Origin of the sequence: Hoyosella rhizosphaerae (assembly GCF_014643175.1) — a bacterium.
GTDB lineage: Bacteria > Actinomycetota > Actinomycetes > Mycobacteriales > Mycobacteriaceae > Lolliginicoccus > Lolliginicoccus rhizosphaerae.
The window spans coordinates 1,067,474-1,084,520 of sequence record NZ_BMJH01000001.1 but is presented as its reverse complement, the minus strand read 5'-3'; the positions used below and the strand labels follow the sequence as shown (position 1 = coordinate 1,084,520).

Below are 17,047 nucleotides of genomic sequence, written 5' to 3'. Positions count from 1 at the left end.
TTGAGGTGCCTCAGCACCTCGCGGCGCGTGCCTCGTCAATAAGGTCTTTGCTGGGCCCGTCTCCGGTGGTGCTTCGCAGCAATTGGATTGCTGATTCGCCCTCGGGAGTGGGTGAGATATTGCGGAAGTACGTACCCAGGGCAAGATCGACAACATTGTCTTGGCGGTCATCTTCGATCAACTCGACGCATGGGGCGGCCAACCACAGCGCGCTCGCTGCCGCGCGTCCCTCGGGGCCAAACCGGATTTGTCCGTGGCATTGCAGGTTCTGATCCGTGTAGATCGGATCATTTCCTGCCTGCACATCGGCCGCTGATTCGTAGCCGAGTTCGCTGATTTGAGCAGCCACTGCGGACGCTTGCCCGACTTCACCGTTGGCGTTGAACACACGCACCTGAGTTAGACGTAGGGGTGCGGGAGGAACCTTCGCTAGCTCAACTCGCGAAAACCTTTCCCCAAACGCGACATCACCAGGTGGCGGATCTGGGCACTCGATGGCGCTCACTGGCGCCTTCTCGATGCTGAAAGCTTGGATCCACACCACGCTGGCGAACACGAGGAGGGCCGAAATGAGTAGAACCGCGGGGATCGGGCGACGGCGCTTGTACGGCTTGCCGTGCGGATCCGTGGCATGTCCTTCAGTGATCAACGAGACCACGCTGCTTCGTTTCCTTTCCGCAGCCGACGGGGGTACCGGCACCGCTGGGTATCGTGGCGAGTGTAGCCATAACCTGGCATCCGATGTGCGGCAAACCCCTGGTGAGTCGTCTCCCGAGTGGTGGATGAGCGGCATCGCCGACATTTCATTTCACCTGCGTGGCGCAAATGTGAGGCAAAGGTCGCGTTATTCGGCTATTGTCTGGCGGCCAACACTTCTCACGTAGCACAAGTGATGAGGCGCACATCACGTATGGGAATTTACCGTTTCGGGCACAAAACGTCCGACTGGTACGTTACCCACCCACACACGTACTCTGTGCCCGTTCACAACAGCAACGTGAACGTGGACGGCCGCATCGGAAATGCGTGGTCATTGTCCCGCGTTACACATGGTGCGGGCATCAGCGTCTGGCAACAGCGCAAGTGGATAGGGGATGAAGGAATGCCGACAGATTACGACGCGCCGAGGCGCAGCGACGCGGACGAACTGTCCGAGGGCTCGCTGGATGAGCTCACGTCGCGCCGTGGTGAGGCCCAGTCAGCCGTGGTGGATATCGACGATTCTGATACAGCGGAATCGTTCGAACTGCCGGGCGCCGATCTATCGGGCGAAGAGCTTTCGGTCCGAGTAGTGCCAAAACAGGCAGATGAGTTTACGTGTACTCAGTGTTTCTTGGTGTTTCACCGGAGTCGCTTGGCGAGTACTGAGAACGGTGAGCAGATCTGCCAGGACTGCATCTAGGTGGCATAAGCCCGGGTACGGGGGGTGCCAATCCGCACCCGGCGCTGCCTATTTTCGGTTGGTTACGTCGTTGAGCACTCCGACGAGTTTGTCGGGGGTGCGGGTACTAACCAGCCAATACGGTGTTGGGTCGTCAGGGTCGTCCAGCACAACGAGGATGAGGGTATTAATCCACGTCCGATGTTGAACAAATGCTGCGGGATCTAATTGGCGACCCATTGCTGCTTGTTTGGCGGTTGCTGGGATCGCGGCGACGCGGGCAATGACGTTGATGGGTAAGTGAGCATCACCAGCATGAAAGGTGCCGGGATCATTGCCGTCCTGTGTCACGGAAATTTGTGTTCGCGACAAGTGCCAGAGCACCCACAGTGGGATTGGTGCGAGCAGCAGAAATGGCAACCACGTGGGAAGGGTTCGTATACCAATTGCGAACTGTAGGGCCACCATCGATGAGGCGAAGAGTCCGAGCGGCCACCACCACCACGGCACCCATAGCTTTTCTGAATACAACACGCCGGTAGCGCTGTTTTCGACCGCCACTTTGCCCCTCGCTGCGTTTGGATCATGATCTGACACGTCTTTGAGGGTAGTCTCGCCGGGCGTGGACACAGAATTTTCATCATCGCAAGGCGGCAATTTCGAGATCCTTTTGCGGCGCCTTGATAAGGGGTTACCCGTACCAGTGCGCGCCCACCCCGGTGACGCGGGTGCTGACTTGTATTCGACGGTCGACGTAGAGATCCCACCAGGTGAGAGAGTGCTCGTTGGTACGGGCATCGCTGTTGCTTTGCCTATTGGCACAGTCGGGCTGATTCATCCTCGCTCAGGTCTCGCCGCTCGAACGGGACTGTCCATCGTGAATACACCGGGGACGGTAGACGCCGGATATCGCGGCGAGATCAAGGTGTGTTTGATAAACCTCGACCCTAGGGACCCGATTCACATTCAGCGGGGCGACCGCATCGCTCAACTCGTAGTTCAGAAGGTCGAACTCGTGTCGTTTGTGGAAGTAGAGTCGTTAAATGACACCAGTCGTGGCGACGGCGGGTATGGGTCCAGCGGTGGGCACGCGAAACTTGTCGTTGAACCGTAGGCTGCTGACGGCACTTGAGTTGTGCCGCGTTGGTTGTGCCGGGTTGGTCTTGCCGAAATGGTCGTAGGAAGGGAATTACGTGGGATTACTGCGCCGAAGCAAAAAATCAGACGAAGCTGTACCGGCGGAGGCACTGGACCAGCAACCGGATCAGATCGTTGACCGTCAGTCCGACCGGTCGCACGGGCCGTTTGATGCAGCTGAGGAAGAAATTCCCACGGGCGATAACAAGCGTTTGAATTTGGGGTCAGTTTCGATCCCGATGCCACCAAGTGGTCAGGTGCAGGTTGAGATGGGGCAGGGCGGTGCCGTGCAGGGCGTGCATGTGGCTACTCCGCACGGGCGGATCACGGTATCTGCGTACGCTGCCCCGAAGTCGTCGGGCCAATGGCTGACGGTCAGTGGGGAACTTGCCAAGTCACTTCAGACTGATGGCGCCACCGTTACCACCGAAGAGGGCCCCTGGGGTGCCGAGGTCTTGGCGTCGACAGACAAGGCTGATATTCGCTTCATCGGTGTCGATGGTCCACGTTGGATGATTCGGTTGGTGGCTGCTGGACCTGCGGGTAAGGCCTCGCACGATGGTGAACTCAGTGTGATGGCGCGCGACGTGTTGCGCGGAACCATTGTTGACCGTGGCGATTCGCCGTTGCCGGTTCGCACTCCCTTGCCGATTACGTTGCCGAAGGCGCTTCACGAGCAGTTGATTGCGATGCAACAGCAGCAGCAGGCAGCGGCTGCGCGAAAGGCTGCGCAATCGGGTGACGTGCAACAAGACCCACCCCAACAAGACCCGCCTCAGCAAAACCCACCCCAGCCGCCGATTCAGCAGTAACTGCCGGTCTAGGGTCAACGTCAACTGTTGTTGGCCCACCGAGGGTCGAGCCTGGACAGCGCGCGTATTGCGGTGTCACCTAATACGGCTGGATTATCTCCGATTTGCGCCAGCGTTAATGTTTCCACCAGAGAGTTTGGCAGCCTGTGCGCCCAACTGTGGGCGACTGCAATGGGATGGATTGGGTCGTCGATTGCCGCTGCGATGCCGACGGGTGTACCGATGGTGCGGAGAACCTCAGCGGTAAGTTTGTCGAATGACGCGGCAGCAAGGAGCGCTCCGGGTAGATGGGGCCACAGTTGTCGCCACGATTGTTCGAGTTCGTCGGCAAGCCACCCTGGGGTCGATGCCTTCATTGCGGTGATCGTGCCATCAAGGCCGACGCGTGAAAGCTCTTCGGCGGTGATTGTGGCGCTCAGTGCTGCGGGCGCGCCGTGCGAGTTTCCCGTCCATGCGGGCAATGCCGCTACCACTCCTGTTGTGAGATGTGGATTCCGCGACGCCCACAATGCGCCAACGGCCGCACCGAGTGAAATCCCGCCGACAATCAGTGGTCCGTGACGTTCGGCAGCCTGGTCGAGTGCGTGCAATGAGGAACCAATAAGGTCCCGCGGGTCAGGTTCGATGGCGCACAGGGACACCTCCGCGGGTTTGAGTGCGGGCTCGAAAGCGCGACGCACAAAATCGGCACGTGATCCCGTTCCGGGCAGAAGCGCTGCGACACGCACGGCTGACGGGCCTCCCAACGTCCATCGCCGCCGGGCTGTGAGGTGGGTTTGACGGCCGATGTGTGGCACCCTCGTAGGGTGATCGAGCAGCAGCGGCAGTCGAGAATTGAACAACTCGGCGGAGTAAGTGGTCTTGTTCAGTCGACCGTACCCATTCTTGTGTTTGTTATCGCAAACACTCTGGTTGGTTTGTCGACAGCAATTTGGATTGCTCTCGGGTCGGCCGCTGCGGTGTTGGCGTGGCGCATGTTTCGTAAGGACCCGGTCCAACCGGCAATTTCAGGTTTCATCGGCGTAGGTATCGCCGCCTATATTGCGCATCGAACTGGGGAGGCGCGTGGTTTCTTCCTGTTCGGGATCTACACGAGCCTGGCCTACGGGTCTGTATTCCTGATCTCAATGCTCGTGCGATGGCCCCTGGTTGGAATTATTTGGGGTTTCCTGAGCGAACGAGGCAATGGTTGGCGCCGAAACAAATCCGCCCTGCATTGGTACGACCTAGCTACCGGTGTGTGGGTTTTGGTGTTCGCGGCACGATACTTTGTTCAGACTCACCTTTATGATGCTGATCAGACTGGCTGGTTGGCGTTTGCTCGCCTGGCAATGGGGTGGCCACTTGCCGCGATGGCCTTCCTCGTGACGGTGTACGCCGTCCGTAAGGCTGACAAGCTGCTTGATGCGGTCGCTGCGGCGGAGCCCGAAACTGATGCTTCAGATACGCAGGAAAAGCCATGACAAATTGGGTGGGTCAGGAATTTTCCCTTACGCTTGGCGACCCTGCACATGGTGGTTTCTGCGTGGGGCGACACGAGGGGCGCGTGGTTTTTGTGCGCCACGGGATCTCCGGTGAACAGGTGCGCGTGAGGGTCGCCGAGGATCGCGGTGGCGCGTTCTGTTTTGCGAACGTCATTGAAGTTGTTTCTCCGTCAGCGGAGCGTATTTCGCCGATGTGTTGCGTGAGCAGTCAGCCGAATGGTGCTGGATGCTGCGATCTGTCACACATGACAGCGGCAGCGCAACGCCAGTGGAAAGCAGATGTGGTTTCGGGCCAGTTCCGGCGGATAGCGCATCTTGATCGCGACGTGGAAGTGGAACTTCTCGACGGAGGGCCCACGCAGTGGCGCACGCGTGCCAGGTTTGCCGTTGACCGTGACGGTAGGGCCGGAATGCGACGCTACCGAAGCAACGATGTCATTGTGGACCTATCGTGCCCGCAGCCCGTTGATGGCCTCACTGATGGAATCGCGGAGCGGCGTTGGACACCGGGCAGTGAGTTGCACATCGCGGTGGACAGTACAGGTGAACGCCATATTTCTGAGCAGATTCAGCACAAGGTAGCGCGGCGTGGAACTGCGCGGCAGAAGGCCGCATCCCACCGTGCGCAATCGGCGCGTCGCACTGCGGAGAAAACAATCGAGGGAAGTGGTCGAGCGCAGGAGGTTGTGCGCGGACGCACCTGGGACGTTTCGGCGACGGGGTTTTGGCAAGCGCATCGGAATGCACCGACTACGTATTCGTCGGTCATTGCAGAGTGGGCTGAATTAGCACCGGGGGAGACCGCGTGGGATCTCTACAGCGGCGCTGGGGTGTTCGCGGCTGAACTGGCAGCCGCTGTCGGAGCGAACGGGCACGTCGACGCTGTGGAGGCATCCGCACAATCCGTTGCGGACGGAACAGCCGCCGTTGCGGAGTTCGGCCAAATTTCGTTTCACGGGTTGCCCACCGAGCGTGCGTTCGGGGAGCTACGACCTAACCCTGCGGTGGTAGTGCTTGACCCACCGCGGTCAGGCGCAGGGCGAGCTGTTGTCAGTTCAATCGCTGAGGCGGCGCCGCGTCAGGTCATTCATATTGGGTGCGATCCTGCAGCATTTGCCCGCGATGTCGCACTGTATGCAGAAAACGGCTACCGTCTTGCTGATCTTCGTGTGTTCGATGCGTTTCCTCTCACACACCATGTGGAATGCGTCGGCATTTTTCAGCGGTGACGCGCCAATCTTCACCATCGAGATGGTGGCGCTGACGTTAATCCGTAGACTGGTTGCATCCGCGGCGCGTGATGGCCGAGCCGAAAAACGAATGGAGTGTCTCGTTGGGGCTTCTCGATCGTGTTCGTACACCCAGTGACTTGCGGGACCTCTCTCCCGAGCAGTTGGCCTCGTTGGCGGTGGAGATCCGCAGTTTCCTTGTGCGCAAAGTGGCTGCATCTGGTGGCCACCTTGGGCCGAACTTGGGTGTCGTCGAATTGACCCTCGCGTTGCATCGTGTTTTCGATTCGCCGCATGACGCGATCCTTTTCGACACTGGACATCAGGCGTATGTGCACAAGATCGTCACTGGTCGTGCGGACCAATTCGACACGCTGAGGAAGCGCGGTGGGTTGTCGGGATATCCGTCCCGGAGCGAGAGTGAACATGACTGGGTGGAGTCGTCCCATGCGTCGGCGTCGCTGTCCTACGCAGATGGCCTGTCGAAGGCGTTCGAGTTGTCTGGTCAGCATTCGCGCCATGTAGTTGCTGTCGTCGGTGATGGCGCGCTCACGGGAGGTATGTGCTGGGAAGCGTTGAACAATATCGCGGCCCAGGTGCATCGTCCGCTCGTCATTGTGGTGAACGACAATGGTCGGTCCTATGCGCCCACAATTGGCGGCTTGGCCGAGCACCTTTCCGCACTGAGGTTGCACTGGGGCTACGAGAAGGTGCTGGAAAACGGCCGCAAAGCCATTAAAGGCATCCCTCTTGTCGGCGACACCGCGTACGCCATGATTCACGGCATGAAGGCTGGAATTAAGGACGCTGTTGCCCCGCAGGCGATGTTTTCGGACCTTGGAATCAAGTACTTGGGCCCAGTTGACGGCCACGATTTGCACGCAATGGAATCGGCGTTGAAACTCGCCAAGGATTTCGGTGGGCCCGTCATTGTCCACGCAGTCACCAGCAAGGGGCGCGGGTATCGGCCGGCGGAGACTCATGAGGCGGATCAGATGCATGCCACTGGCATTATTGATCCGCTCACAGGGCTGTCGAAGAGCAAACCGACAGTCGATTGGACATCCGTATTTGCCGCTGAACTGATCGACATTGCGCGCGAACGTGAAGAGATTGTGGCGATCACGGCCGCAATGCCTGGACCGACTGGTTTAGCCGAGTTCGGGAAGCGGTACCCGGACCGAATGTTTGATGTTGGTATTGCCGAGCAGCATGCTGTGACGTCTGCTGCCGGTCTGGCATTGGGTGGCTTGCATCCAGTCGTCGCCGTTTACTCCACGTTCTTGAACCGAGCGTTCGATCAACTTTTGATGGACGTCGCTCTGCTGAAACTGCCCGTGACGATGGTGCTCGACCGTGCCGGGGTGACCGGTTCCGACGGGGCCAGCCACAACGGCATGTGGGACATTTCAGTGTTGGGGATTATCCCGGGAATCAGGGTGGCAGCGCCGCGCGATGCCGCGACTCTTCGGGAGGAACTTGCCGAGGCTCTGAATACTCACGATGGCCCGACCGCCTTGCGTTTCCCGAAGGGCTCCGTGTGTGTCCCGATTGGCGCGGTTGAGCGCTTGAGCGATGGTGTGGACATTTTGCACCGGCCCACCGAGAGAGCAGACGTATTACTCGTCGCAGTGGGTTCCTTCGCTGAAGTGGCCGTGGACACCGTACAGCTTCTGCGCAAACAAGGAATCCATGTCACGGTGATAGACCCGCGCTGGGTATTGCCAGTTGCGGACAGTGTTGTGAAATTGGCGGCTGAGCATTCGTTGGTTGTGTCGTTGGAAGATTCTGGCGTGCACGGTGGTGTGGGCTCAGCAATTGCGATGGCGCTGCAGTCGGCGGGGGTTGATGTTCGCTTGCGATGCTTGGGCATCCCGCAGCACTTCCTTGACCACGCGTCGCGCGGCGAAATCCTCAGCGAGCTAGGACTCACCGCGCAGGACGTTGCCCGTCACATCACAGGCTGGGTTGCCGGCGGTGAGGCTCTCACAGAACTAACCGGGCCGCTCCCCGCACGGGGAACATCGGCCACTGCATCTCGCGACTAGTTGTTTCCCTCGATACGTCGGATCGGGTCACCGTCGCGAGCAATCGTGCGGCAGAATCCCAGTACAACAATCCGAGTGGTGTCGATCTGCAAATTAACCGGATCGTCGCCCTTTTCCTGCAGATAGGTGCGGATGGTGTCTCGCTGCGCTGACTCATCCTGCGTGAGGAAGTCGCCGCAGGTCGTGTCGCCACCGCGGTTTCCAAGGATTCCGTTCGCGCACGCCGCTAGAGGCGCAGACATAGCAACGGTGACGCACATAACTGCTAGCGAACGTGTCAGTGGTTTCATGCTCACTATGATCTGCCTAATCTTCGTCCGGTGTGCCCGAATTGGCGAGCAATGCTTTTTCAATTGGTTTGGAGACAAGTGACACTTGCCATGGGCGCACCTCGCTGGCAATCAACGCCTCTGAGACTGTTGATTCAGTGACAGGAAGTGGTGGCTCGTGCGCAATTCGGCGGGTGGCGTCCGCTGGAACAAGGTTTTCGACAGGAATTGAAAGCTCGTCGCTGATGACGGTGAGTTCTGCCCTTATATCGGATAGTCGCTGGGCGGCGTCGGTTCCCGGGCGGGGCCGTGGCACGCCGGGACGTCCACCGTTGTCTGATGGTGGTCGCTTCGCTGGCAGATCCGCCTCGTTGATGCTGAAGGCGCGCTCGATGGCAGCAAGCCAGGTTGGGGAGTGGCGCCGTTGACGCCCTCCACCGAAGCCGGGAATCGCACGCAACTGCTCGACTGTGCGCGGCTTGTGTTCCGCAGCCGCGACGAGTGCAGTATCGGGGAGGAGGCGTTTCGGGGCGAGGTCGACGGACTCAGCTATGTGATTTCGGGTGGCGTACAGTTCGCGCACTATTGCGAGCCCGCGTCGGCCTGAGACTGTATGGATATTTGTGGTGCGCCGCCATCGCTCGGGGGACGGCGGCGGCAGGGTCCGCGTCCGTACGTACTCGAACTCTTCTTGCGCCCACTGGAGTTTGTCCTGTGTGGAGAGTTCATCGGCAAGCAGGTCGCGTAGGTCTAGCAGGACTTCGACGTCGAGCGCCGCGTAGTTCAACCATGCTGAGGGCAGCGGGCGGCGTGACCAGTCTGCACTTCCGTGTCCTTTTGCCAAGCTCAAGCCCAGCAGTTGTTCAGTCACAGCGGCGAGGCCAACGCGTTCAAACCCGGCGAGCCTGCTAGCTAGTTCAGTGTCGAAGAGTGACGCTGGCTCCAAACCGAGTTCAGCCAAACCTGGCAAATCCTGATCGGCAGCGTGGAGTACCCATTCGAGGGGATTAATGACGTCCGCGAGTGGGGCTAGGCTGCTACCGACAGCTATCGGGTCGATCAGCACGGTTCCGGATTGTTCGCGACGGAATTGCAGCAGGTATGCCCGCGCAGAGTAACGGTATGACGATGCTCGCTCAGCATCAACGGCTAAGGGGCCTCGTCCGGCGGCGAGGCTGTCGATGGCGTCTGCGAGTTTTTCTGGGGTGTCAACGAGCGCTGGCAGGCCATCCCTAGGCGCCAATAGCGGCTCTGGCGCCGACGTGGCGGGTGGTGCTGGGGTGTCGTTCATAGACGGCTAGCGTACGTGATGCCGCGCAGCGTCGGACATAAAGCACTGTTGTGGTGCACGTTCTACTCTGGATTGGAGAATCGGCCGCCGATGGACGTCACGCCGATCGGTGGCAGGCCTGCCGCGTACTCAAGTACTTCGCAAAATGCTTCTACGTGAGCGGAGAGATTTGGCGAGTTCGATGTCCACGAGGCTCGCATCTCAAGCTGGTGCGCTTTCGGTGGGCCGGCTATGTCGCCGTAGCGGACTGAAGTGGTGGCGGTGATGGTGCCACCGAGAGCGGTGTATTCAGCTGCACGTGCATTGAGTGCGTCTTGTAGCCAACTCCACGCAACTTCGGGAAGGAGAGGATCTTCAGCTAGTGCGGCATCGACGTCGGCCTGAATGTAGGACACCAAGCGCAAAGTACCTTGCCATGCTTCGTCGCCTTGTGGGTCGTAGAGGAGAATGAGCCGCCCAAAGGCGTCGCCGTCTGAATATTCTTTAATGGCGTCGCTGGCAGGGTGTTTTATCTCTGCGCCGAGAGCGTAGCTAAATGGTGCGAGTCGCTGAGGTGGGCGAATCGGTCCAAGTTTGATTTCTGGCCGCACGGTTGCGGCGGACATGGATTCCACTGCTGCGCGAAAAGGTTCAGGTTCGGTGTGGTGCCCTGGCGTCGTCACATTTCGGACGGTAGTGGTGTGGGCATTGAGCCTTGCGGAGGCGCGCCGTCATGTACCGGTATGAAATAATTCTGTGCTGTTGTGAAAAATCGGACGTAATTTCGTCCCGCATAACTCATTTGCTATGCAGAACTAGTGAGCGAGGCATGGGAGGATAGAGACACCATGAGCGACTCATCGAACCGCGCGCACGGTTACGCCGTGCGGCGCGTACTCCCAGACGCCCCTTTTCTCATCGCTGCCACCGGCGGACCAGGTCGCGGCGAGTACCCGACGCACCGCCCTGTGTGGTTTATGCGGCAGGCCGGGCGATCGTTGCCCGAGTACCGCGACATACGCGCAGACATTGGAATGCTCGAATCGTGCTTCCGGCCCGAATTGGTGTGTGAAATCACCATGCAACCAGTTCGGCGCCACAAGGTCGACGCTGCAATCCTCTTCTCAGATATCGTCGTTCCCCTCAAAGCTGCCGGAGTAGATCTCGATATCGTGGCTGGACGTGGGCCCGTTGTTGCGAACCCTGTTCGATCGGCGGCAGACGTCGCCGCACTGCCACGCCTTGAAGAAGACGAAGTTGGTGCTGTCGCTGACGCAATCAAGCTTCTTGTCAGCGAACTCGGCACGACCCCCCTCATTGGGTTTGCGGGCGCCCCATTCACTTTGGCTTCCTACCTTGTTGAAGGTGGCCCAAGTCGGAGTCATGCGTTCACCAAAGCGCTCATGCATAGTCAACCCGACGTGTGGAACGCGTTGCTAGGAAAACTCACAGACATCGCGATCACGTTCTTGCGAACTCAAATCAACGCCGGTGTCGATGCGGTGCAACTCTTCGATTCGTGGGCGGGTGCGCTGTCGCTGGCCGAATATACGAAGTATGTCCTACCTCATTCCACTCGGATCTTTGACGAAGTAGCGGCTGCTGGAGTTCCGCGTATCCACTTCGGGCTCGGTACTGGTGAGCTTCTCAGTGCCATGAACGATGCGGGCCCCGACGTTATGGGCGTCGACTTCCGCATTCCGCTCGACGAGGCCGTCCGACGAATCGGACCAGGCAAGGTCGTCCAAGGAAACCTGGATCCGGCGATTCTTTTCTCGGACTGGGCCACCATCGAACGTGAAGTTCGCCGGATCGCCCGTGAGGGTGACGCAGCAATTGCGGCAGGCGCGACTGGGCACATTTTCAACCTAGGTCACGGTGTGCTGCCGGAAACTGACCCAACGGTTATCACCCGGGTCGTCGAGCTCATCCACACACTCTGATGTCACCGCGTGTGCTGGTGGTAGGCGGCGGCGTCACTGGACTTGCTGCCGCCTACCAACTTCACAAACACAACGCCGACGTTGTAGTTGCTGAAGCAAGCGACAGAGTTGGCGGTAAGTTGCATACCGGGCACATCGACACGGAAGGACCCGTCGAATTCGGTGCCGAAGCGTTCGTTAGGCGACGCCCCGAAGTTGTGGAGCTGGCTGACGAACTCGGTCTCGTGGGCGAGCTCGTGCAACCAGGAACACTCCGCCCGGCGATCTGGTCAGAGAGTTCACTGCACGACATGCCTGCCGGGGCCTTTATGGGCATACCGCTGCGCAGTAATGGATTCACCAATCTCTTGTCTCCGGCTGCGATGAAACGTGTCGAAGACGAACCGACCAGGCCGTTCGCCTGGGAGCCAGGCACTGATGTGAGCCTGGCGGATCTCGTCGGTGACCGTTTTGGGGTTGAAGTGGTCCGCAGGTCAGTTGATCCGCTACTTTCCGGCGTCTACGGGGGAGACACTCGACACATCGGGGTGCGCGCTGCCATACCGGAACTAGCACGCGCACTTGACGGCGGAGCCACAAGCCTCACTGAGGCGCTCCGCGCGGCGATTGTGCCGGGACCTCCAGGTCCGGTGTTTGCAGCGTTCCGAAATGGCTACCGCACTCTGATCGATGCGCTCGTGCTCAAATCCGCAGCAGACATTTTCTTGGAGAAGCGGATCACCGCACTAAGGAAGACGACGACTGGCTGGCATTGCGATACGTTCGGTGAGTTTGATGCAGTGATCATCACCACGCCGGCGCATGCGCTCGGTGACATCGTTGGCGAGGTTGCACCTGACGCTTCCCAGGCCGCCGCATCCATCCAGCACGCAAGCGCAGCACTTGTCACTTTTTCGCTTCCCGCCGACGCAGAAATTCCTCCACACTCCGGGGTGCTAGTCGCCACGGGGGAAGCGCTCACCGCGAAGGCATTCACGTTCACCAGCAGAAAGTGGCCACACCAAGCTCACCGCAACCTTGTGCGGGTATCACTTGGGCGCTTTGGTGACGACCCCCAGACAAGTGTCGTTGCTCAGCCTGACAACACCGTTGTGGATTTAGCCAGACGTGACCTCGCTGCCGTCACCGGAATCGACAAAACACCGCGAGCCGTTCACGTCCAGCGGTGGAATGCTGGGCTACCCCAATACGAGCCCGGTCACACCGCGCGAGTCGAGACAATCGAACAGTCCATAAATGAACTCCGAGGTCTAGCCGTTGCTGGCGGTTACTTGCATGGAGTTGGGGTGCCAGCGTGTGTTGCCACAGCTAATGCGGCGGTCACCAAGGTGCTTTCAGACATGGCAGGATAAACGGCATGGCACGCCTTGACTACAAAGAACTCAATGACAAAATCCAATACCTTATGTTCTCGGTGTTTCGCGTCCATCCTGGGCTGCTAGACGAAGACCGATCCGCGGTATCCAAGAACCTTGATGAGTTTCTTGCAAGCCTCGAAGATAAGGGCGTCGTCGTACGCGGGCTGTATGACGTTTCCGGGTTGCGGGCCGATGCCGATTACATGATCTGGACGCACGCCGACAACATTGAGGCGTTGCAGGCGGCCTACCAGGATTTCCGGCGCACCACCGTTCTTGGTCGTGCGAGCGACGCGGTGTGGAGCGTTGCGGCGTTGCACCGTCCCGCCGAATTCAACAAGAGCCACATCCCAGCATTCATCGCAGGCGAAGAACCCGGCGCTTACATCTGCGTGTATCCCTTTGTGCGCTCGTATGAGTGGTACCTCTTGCCGGACGGTGAGCGACGCACCATGCTCGCGGATCACGGCAAAGCCGCCCGCGGATACCCCGACGTACGCGCAAATACTGTCAGTTCGTTTGCGCTCGGTGACTACGAGTGGATTCTCGCGTTCGAAGCGCCTGAACTGCACCGCATTGTTGACCTCATGCGTGATCTCCGCGCTACGGAAGCGCGACTCCACGTTCGCGAAGAAATTCCGTTCTACACCGGGCCACGCGTCGCATCAGATGCGCTTGTAGCCGCACTTCCGTAGGGCTCGCGTGTGCACCCACCGACCGGCTCACGCTGCTTTTGCAGAAGGTTATTGCGCTGGCTTTAGCCGCAGGCAAATAGAGTTGATGCAGTAACGCTGGTCGGTGGGTGTGGGGTAGCCTTCGCCCTCGAAAACGTGGCCGAGATGGCTATGGCAGGTACGACACAGCACCTCGACGCGGCGCATTCCTAGGCTCGAGTCGGTGCGAAGAATGACTGCGTCGGAGTTTGCCGGATCAAAAAATGAGGGCCACCCACAGTGTGACGAGAACTTTTCGCTACTGCGGAACAACTCCGTGCCACATGCCCGGCACTCGTAGATACCTTCGCTGGTGGTGTCGGTGTACTCGCCTGTAAAGGGGCGCTCCGTACCGGCTTCGCGCAATACAGCAAATTCCATCGGGGTCAGACGCTCCCGCCACTGAGCGTCGGTCAACTTGATCTCGGGGGCGGGCAACTCTTCAGAACTCATGCCTTAACGCTAATAGGTTTTGTCGATTTGCGCCGCCAGGGAGTTTTGCTCTGGTCGGCCTTCTGGGAACCGGTACTTCTCAGGTACGCCTTTATGTTCGACATCGTCGCGAATGTAAGGCGGATCAATACCGAGATGCAGGGTGCCCGCTTTGCGAGCATCAAGCCACCTATTCACCAAAACCGTGAATACCACGATCAGCAGCAGACTCCAGCCGAATGTCGTGCGAAGGAACTGAGCCGCCTCACCGAACTGACGCCACGGCACTGAGAACCACATGTCGAACGTCATGAACCCATACACGGCGAGCCAGGCTGGCCAGTTTCGCAACACCGAGTGCTTCATCACCACAGTCATCAGCAACGGGAACAGCAACATCGAGTAGTACATCTGACCAAGTGAGCCCAGCAAGAACTGCGCGGTCATAATCACGCCGGACGCTGTGCACAGGAAGAACAGTTCATCGTGGCGGTAGTACCGGAACAGCAACCACAGCGAGATCAGCACAATCACTGCGAACCCGCCGCGAAGACCGAGCACCAACCAATCAGGCAGGCCGTAATAGACGGCATTTCCTGAGATCGCACTGTTGAAGTAGTCGCGAGACTCAGCGAGATACGGGACGGTTTCTCGTATGTATCGGCCGGGATCTTTCGACAACGGCCACGCAATGGCCATCAACATTATTGGAATACCGATCGAGGCGACAAAGGGCTGCCACTGCTTCTTGAGAAATGGGAAAACCAAAAGCGGCAACAGGATGGGTTTGATGGCAATCGTCAAACCCATCGGCACGCCAGCCCACCAGAGGCGCCTTTCCAGAAGGAACTTCATAAACAGCACCTGCGCCAGCAGGATGAGACCGTTCATGTTGGTGTAGATCAGCGTGTTCGACACCGTCTCCGTGCTGAACATAGCAAAAACAACGATCGGTGCCGCCACCGAACTCAAGCCATAGCCGAACAGTTTCAGCAGGTAGTAGGCAGCGATCAGCACAGCCAGCACGTTGAGAATGATGTACAGCCTGCGAGCAACGTCATAGTCCAAGAAACCAAGCGGTGAGATCATGAGAGTCCCACTTGGCGGGTACAGGTAGTGCGGGTGTGTCCAGTTGAAGTTGTCGAGGTAAACGTCCTGCTTGTTGAGGAAATTCACCGCCGCTGTGTAGATCGGCAGGAAATCGTTAGTGACAGCGCCGTTGAACGCCAAAATGATGGTTCGATGAACCACTGTCAGCACCGCGAACGGCCACATGACCATCTTGATGATGTCGGGCGTCGTCAGTGGAGTTCGGGTCTTCAACTGTGAAGGAAACACGCAGGTAAACTACCCCACGTCGGGTGGGGTTCGCTGCATGACACCCGCGCTTGCCTCATTCCGGACATGTTGTCGCTGCAGAAGCCTCTCCATCTGTGACGAAATCCGCAGCTCTTTGGCTCGCGCAATGCGAATGAAGTGTGGCGCCGTGGCCTATTCCCTGCCAGGTCACATTTGCGACGGTCGCACCTGTGGCGAGTAGAGGTCCGCGAAGTTCGCGGATGGTTCCCGATCCCATCAGCGGGTCGCGTGTGCCTTCGATCAGCATCGTCGGTGAGGTGATGTCGCCATCGGTCTCTGGAACCTCGATGTTGGGCCATGCGGAGCACAGCAGCGAACGGACGAGTAGTTCATCACCCACTGTGGGGTAGTCGATCCGCCATTGCTCAGCTACGTTGCGTACGGCTTCGATGGTGGACCTAGTGGAGAGGTCGCTGCAACGCCCAATGAACTGTCCATCGTTGCTCGTAATTCTGTGAAGTGAGTAACTCAGTTGAAGTAGGGGTGCGTAGTCACGATTCTGGGTGGCCGAAAGAACGTCCGCGAGTGTTGCCATGCGTTGATCTGAAGGCTCACTCGCATCGCTCAAAATGCCGCTGATTGTTGTCACGATAGCGCCGGGTGTGACAAGCCCAAGTAGTCCAGCCCGGGCGTCTGCCAAGAGACTGCGAACCGTTTGTGCCGCGCTGTCCCCAAGCCCGCATTCGGCAGCATTGCAATAAGCGTCGAAGGCGGCGACTGCTGCTTCAAAACCCTCAGATTGTTGTGCCGCATTAGCCAGGGCGTCTGTGCCAGGTGTTCGTGGCGGAGTGTCAGGCAGCGCGGGCGGGGAGTCTATGACGAGGCGAGAGACATTCTCGGGATGCGAATTGGCGTACCTCAAAGCGACCAGTGCGCCTTCACCAACACCGAGGATGGCGAGTGTGTCGATATCCCAACGAGAACGCAGCATTTCAAGATCTTGCGCAGCGTTGTCCATGGTGAACATCGTCGTCATCGGTTCGATCTGATCGGTGCAGGCAAGTGTGGACTCACGGCCGATTGCAGCTGCTTCAGTTGCACGGTCAGCTTCCGTAGCTATGCCACGTGTCAGATCTACGTGTTGCTCCTCCATTGCCCTGGTGAAGCAACTGACGGGCGTAGACGCCCCCGTCCCGCGCCGGTCAACAGCAACGACTGGACGTGACGACAACAGTGGTGATTCGTTAATGGCAAGTTGAGCGACAGCCCGGGACGATGGCTGCGTAGTGCCGGTCGTCAAAACAAGAGGGGCGGCATGTTCAGGAGTGTGCAAGAACCTCGCCCGAGTGAGCCCGAGAACCAGTGGTTCTGAAAACGACCCAGTCGGGTCGGCAAGTACTGGGATAGAAGCGCATTCAATCACGGCGTCAGATTCGATCCGCGGCAACTCGTACGTGGTGATTGTCAGGTCGGTGCATTCCACCCAGTTGAAGTCAGCGTTCGGGCGCGATAGTGGGGGAGGTGTGCGATCAGTTGCTGCGTCGCTGCCAACTGAACGCTCGACGTCAACGGCGTACTCGGGCCGATCTGCGGGGAGCGCACCACAGCCCGCAATGAGAACACTGCACGCTGTCGCAAAAGCCAGCCCGATGCCGGTGCGTTGTTGCACTAC

Annotated in this window: 18 protein-coding genes; 9 read left to right on the top strand and 9 right to left on the bottom strand. The window is 58.9% G+C overall.

Going from position 1 to position 17,047, the window contains the following annotated elements; genetic code table 11:
* Window positions 1-10: 10 nt before the first annotated feature.
* Complete coding sequence (gene cei / locus IEW73_RS05070) at window positions 11-658, bottom strand: envelope integrity protein Cei (protein WP_188671254.1); 648 nt, start codon at window positions 656-658, stop codon at window positions 11-13.
* Between the two features lie 444 nt (window positions 659-1,102).
* Between cei and IEW73_RS05065 the strand changes: the two genes are divergently transcribed.
* Window positions 1,103-1,402: a DUF4193 domain-containing protein gene (locus IEW73_RS05065; protein ID WP_188672948.1), complete on the top strand. Its 300-nt coding sequence runs from the start codon at window positions 1,103-1,105 to the stop codon at window positions 1,400-1,402.
* A 48-nt stretch (window positions 1,403-1,450) separates the two neighbouring features.
* On the opposite strand, the gene IEW73_RS05060 is transcribed toward IEW73_RS05065, so the two are convergent.
* Window positions 1,451-1,915, bottom strand: coding sequence for a DUF3093 domain-containing protein (locus IEW73_RS05060; protein WP_188672945.1), 465 nt, complete (start codon window positions 1,913-1,915; stop codon window positions 1,451-1,453).
* A gap of 88 nt (window positions 1,916-2,003) precedes the next feature.
* On the opposite strand from IEW73_RS05060, the gene dut reads away from it, so the two are divergent.
* A complete protein-coding gene (gene dut / locus IEW73_RS05055) occupies window positions 2,004-2,495 on the top strand; it encodes a dUTP diphosphatase (RefSeq protein WP_188671251.1) in 492 nt (163 codons plus the stop codon).
* A 79-nt stretch (window positions 2,496-2,574) separates the two neighbouring features.
* The gene (locus IEW73_RS05050) at window positions 2,575-3,330 is read left to right on the top strand and encodes a DUF3710 domain-containing protein (RefSeq protein ID WP_188671249.1); all 756 of its coding nucleotides are present in this window, start codon (window positions 2,575-2,577) and stop codon (window positions 3,328-3,330) included.
* A 20-nt stretch (window positions 3,331-3,350) separates the two neighbouring features.
* On the opposite strand, the gene IEW73_RS05045 is transcribed toward IEW73_RS05050, so the two are convergent.
* Window positions 3,351-4,076 carry an alpha/beta fold hydrolase gene (locus tag IEW73_RS05045; protein WP_188672942.1) on the bottom strand — a complete coding sequence of 242 codons (726 nt, stop codon included), beginning with the start codon at window positions 4,074-4,076 and terminating at the stop codon, window positions 3,351-3,353.
* A gap of 60 nt (window positions 4,077-4,136) precedes the next feature.
* On the opposite strand from IEW73_RS05045, the gene IEW73_RS05040 reads away from it, so the two are divergent.
* From IEW73_RS05040 to dxs, 3 genes are all read left to right on the top strand, one after another.
* The gene (locus tag IEW73_RS05040; protein ID WP_188671247.1) at window positions 4,137-4,793 is read left to right on the top strand and encodes a DUF3159 domain-containing protein; all 657 of its coding nucleotides are present in this window, start codon (window positions 4,137-4,139) and stop codon (window positions 4,791-4,793) included.
* On the top strand, window positions 4,790-6,043 hold the full coding sequence (locus IEW73_RS05035) for a class I SAM-dependent RNA methyltransferase (protein WP_188671245.1): 1,254 nt from the start codon (window positions 4,790-4,792) through the stop codon (window positions 6,041-6,043). The genes IEW73_RS05040 and IEW73_RS05035 overlap by 4 nt, the downstream gene beginning before the upstream one ends.
* Window positions 6,044-6,147: 104 nt before the next feature.
* Entirely contained in the window at window positions 6,148-8,091 is a 1,944-nt protein-coding gene (dxs, locus tag IEW73_RS05030; RefSeq protein ID WP_188672939.1) for a 1-deoxy-D-xylulose-5-phosphate synthase, read from the top strand.
* On the opposite strand, the gene IEW73_RS05025 is transcribed toward dxs, so the two are convergent.
* From IEW73_RS05025 to IEW73_RS05015, 3 genes are all read right to left on the bottom strand, one after another.
* Complete coding sequence (locus tag IEW73_RS05025) at window positions 8,088-8,381, bottom strand: hypothetical protein (RefSeq protein ID WP_188671243.1); 294 nt, start codon at window positions 8,379-8,381, stop codon at window positions 8,088-8,090. The genes dxs and IEW73_RS05025 overlap by 4 nt on opposite strands.
* 16 nt (window positions 8,382-8,397) lie before the next feature.
* Window positions 8,398-9,651 (bottom strand): HRDC domain-containing protein, encoded by a 1,254-nt coding sequence (locus IEW73_RS05020; protein WP_188671241.1) that lies wholly within the window; start codon window positions 9,649-9,651, stop codon window positions 8,398-8,400.
* A 62-nt stretch (window positions 9,652-9,713) separates the two neighbouring features.
* Window positions 9,714-10,313 carry a DUF3000 domain-containing protein gene (locus tag IEW73_RS05015; RefSeq protein ID WP_188671239.1) on the bottom strand — a complete coding sequence of 200 codons (600 nt, stop codon included), beginning with the start codon at window positions 10,311-10,313 and terminating at the stop codon, window positions 9,714-9,716.
* Between the two features lie 165 nt (window positions 10,314-10,478).
* Here IEW73_RS05015 and hemE point away from each other — a divergent pair, with 165 nt between their 5' ends.
* The 3 genes from hemE to hemQ are packed head-to-tail and all read left to right on the top strand — an operon-like array spanning window position 10,479 to window position 13,626.
* On the top strand, window positions 10,479-11,573 hold the full coding sequence (gene hemE / locus IEW73_RS05010; protein WP_188671237.1) for a uroporphyrinogen decarboxylase: 1,095 nt from the start codon (window positions 10,479-10,481) through the stop codon (window positions 11,571-11,573).
* A complete protein-coding gene (locus IEW73_RS05005) occupies window positions 11,573-12,925 on the top strand; it encodes a protoporphyrinogen oxidase (RefSeq protein ID WP_188671235.1) in 1,353 nt (450 codons plus the stop codon). The genes hemE and IEW73_RS05005 overlap by 1 nt, the downstream gene beginning before the upstream one ends.
* A 5-nt stretch (window positions 12,926-12,930) precedes the next feature.
* Entirely contained in the window at window positions 12,931-13,626 is a 696-nt protein-coding gene (gene hemQ / locus IEW73_RS05000; protein WP_188671233.1) for a hydrogen peroxide-dependent heme synthase, read from the top strand.
* A 48-nt stretch (window positions 13,627-13,674) separates the two neighbouring features.
* Here hemQ and msrB read toward each other — a convergent pair whose 3' ends face one another.
* The 3 genes from msrB to IEW73_RS04985 are packed head-to-tail and all read right to left on the bottom strand — an operon-like array spanning window position 13,675 to window position 17,044.
* Window positions 13,675-14,097: a peptide-methionine (R)-S-oxide reductase MsrB gene (gene msrB, locus IEW73_RS04995; RefSeq protein WP_188671231.1), complete on the bottom strand. Its 423-nt coding sequence runs from the start codon at window positions 14,095-14,097 to the stop codon at window positions 13,675-13,677.
* A gap of 9 nt (window positions 14,098-14,106) precedes the next feature.
* Window positions 14,107-15,414 (bottom strand): glycosyltransferase family 87 protein, encoded by a 1,308-nt coding sequence (locus tag IEW73_RS04990; protein ID WP_188671229.1) that lies wholly within the window; start codon window positions 15,412-15,414, stop codon window positions 14,107-14,109.
* Window positions 15,415-15,469: 55 nt separating this feature from the next.
* On the bottom strand, window positions 15,470-17,044 hold the full coding sequence (locus IEW73_RS04985) for an alpha/beta fold hydrolase (RefSeq protein ID WP_188671227.1): 1,575 nt from the start codon (window positions 17,042-17,044) through the stop codon (window positions 15,470-15,472).
* Between the last annotated feature and the right edge of the window lie 3 nt (window positions 17,045-17,047).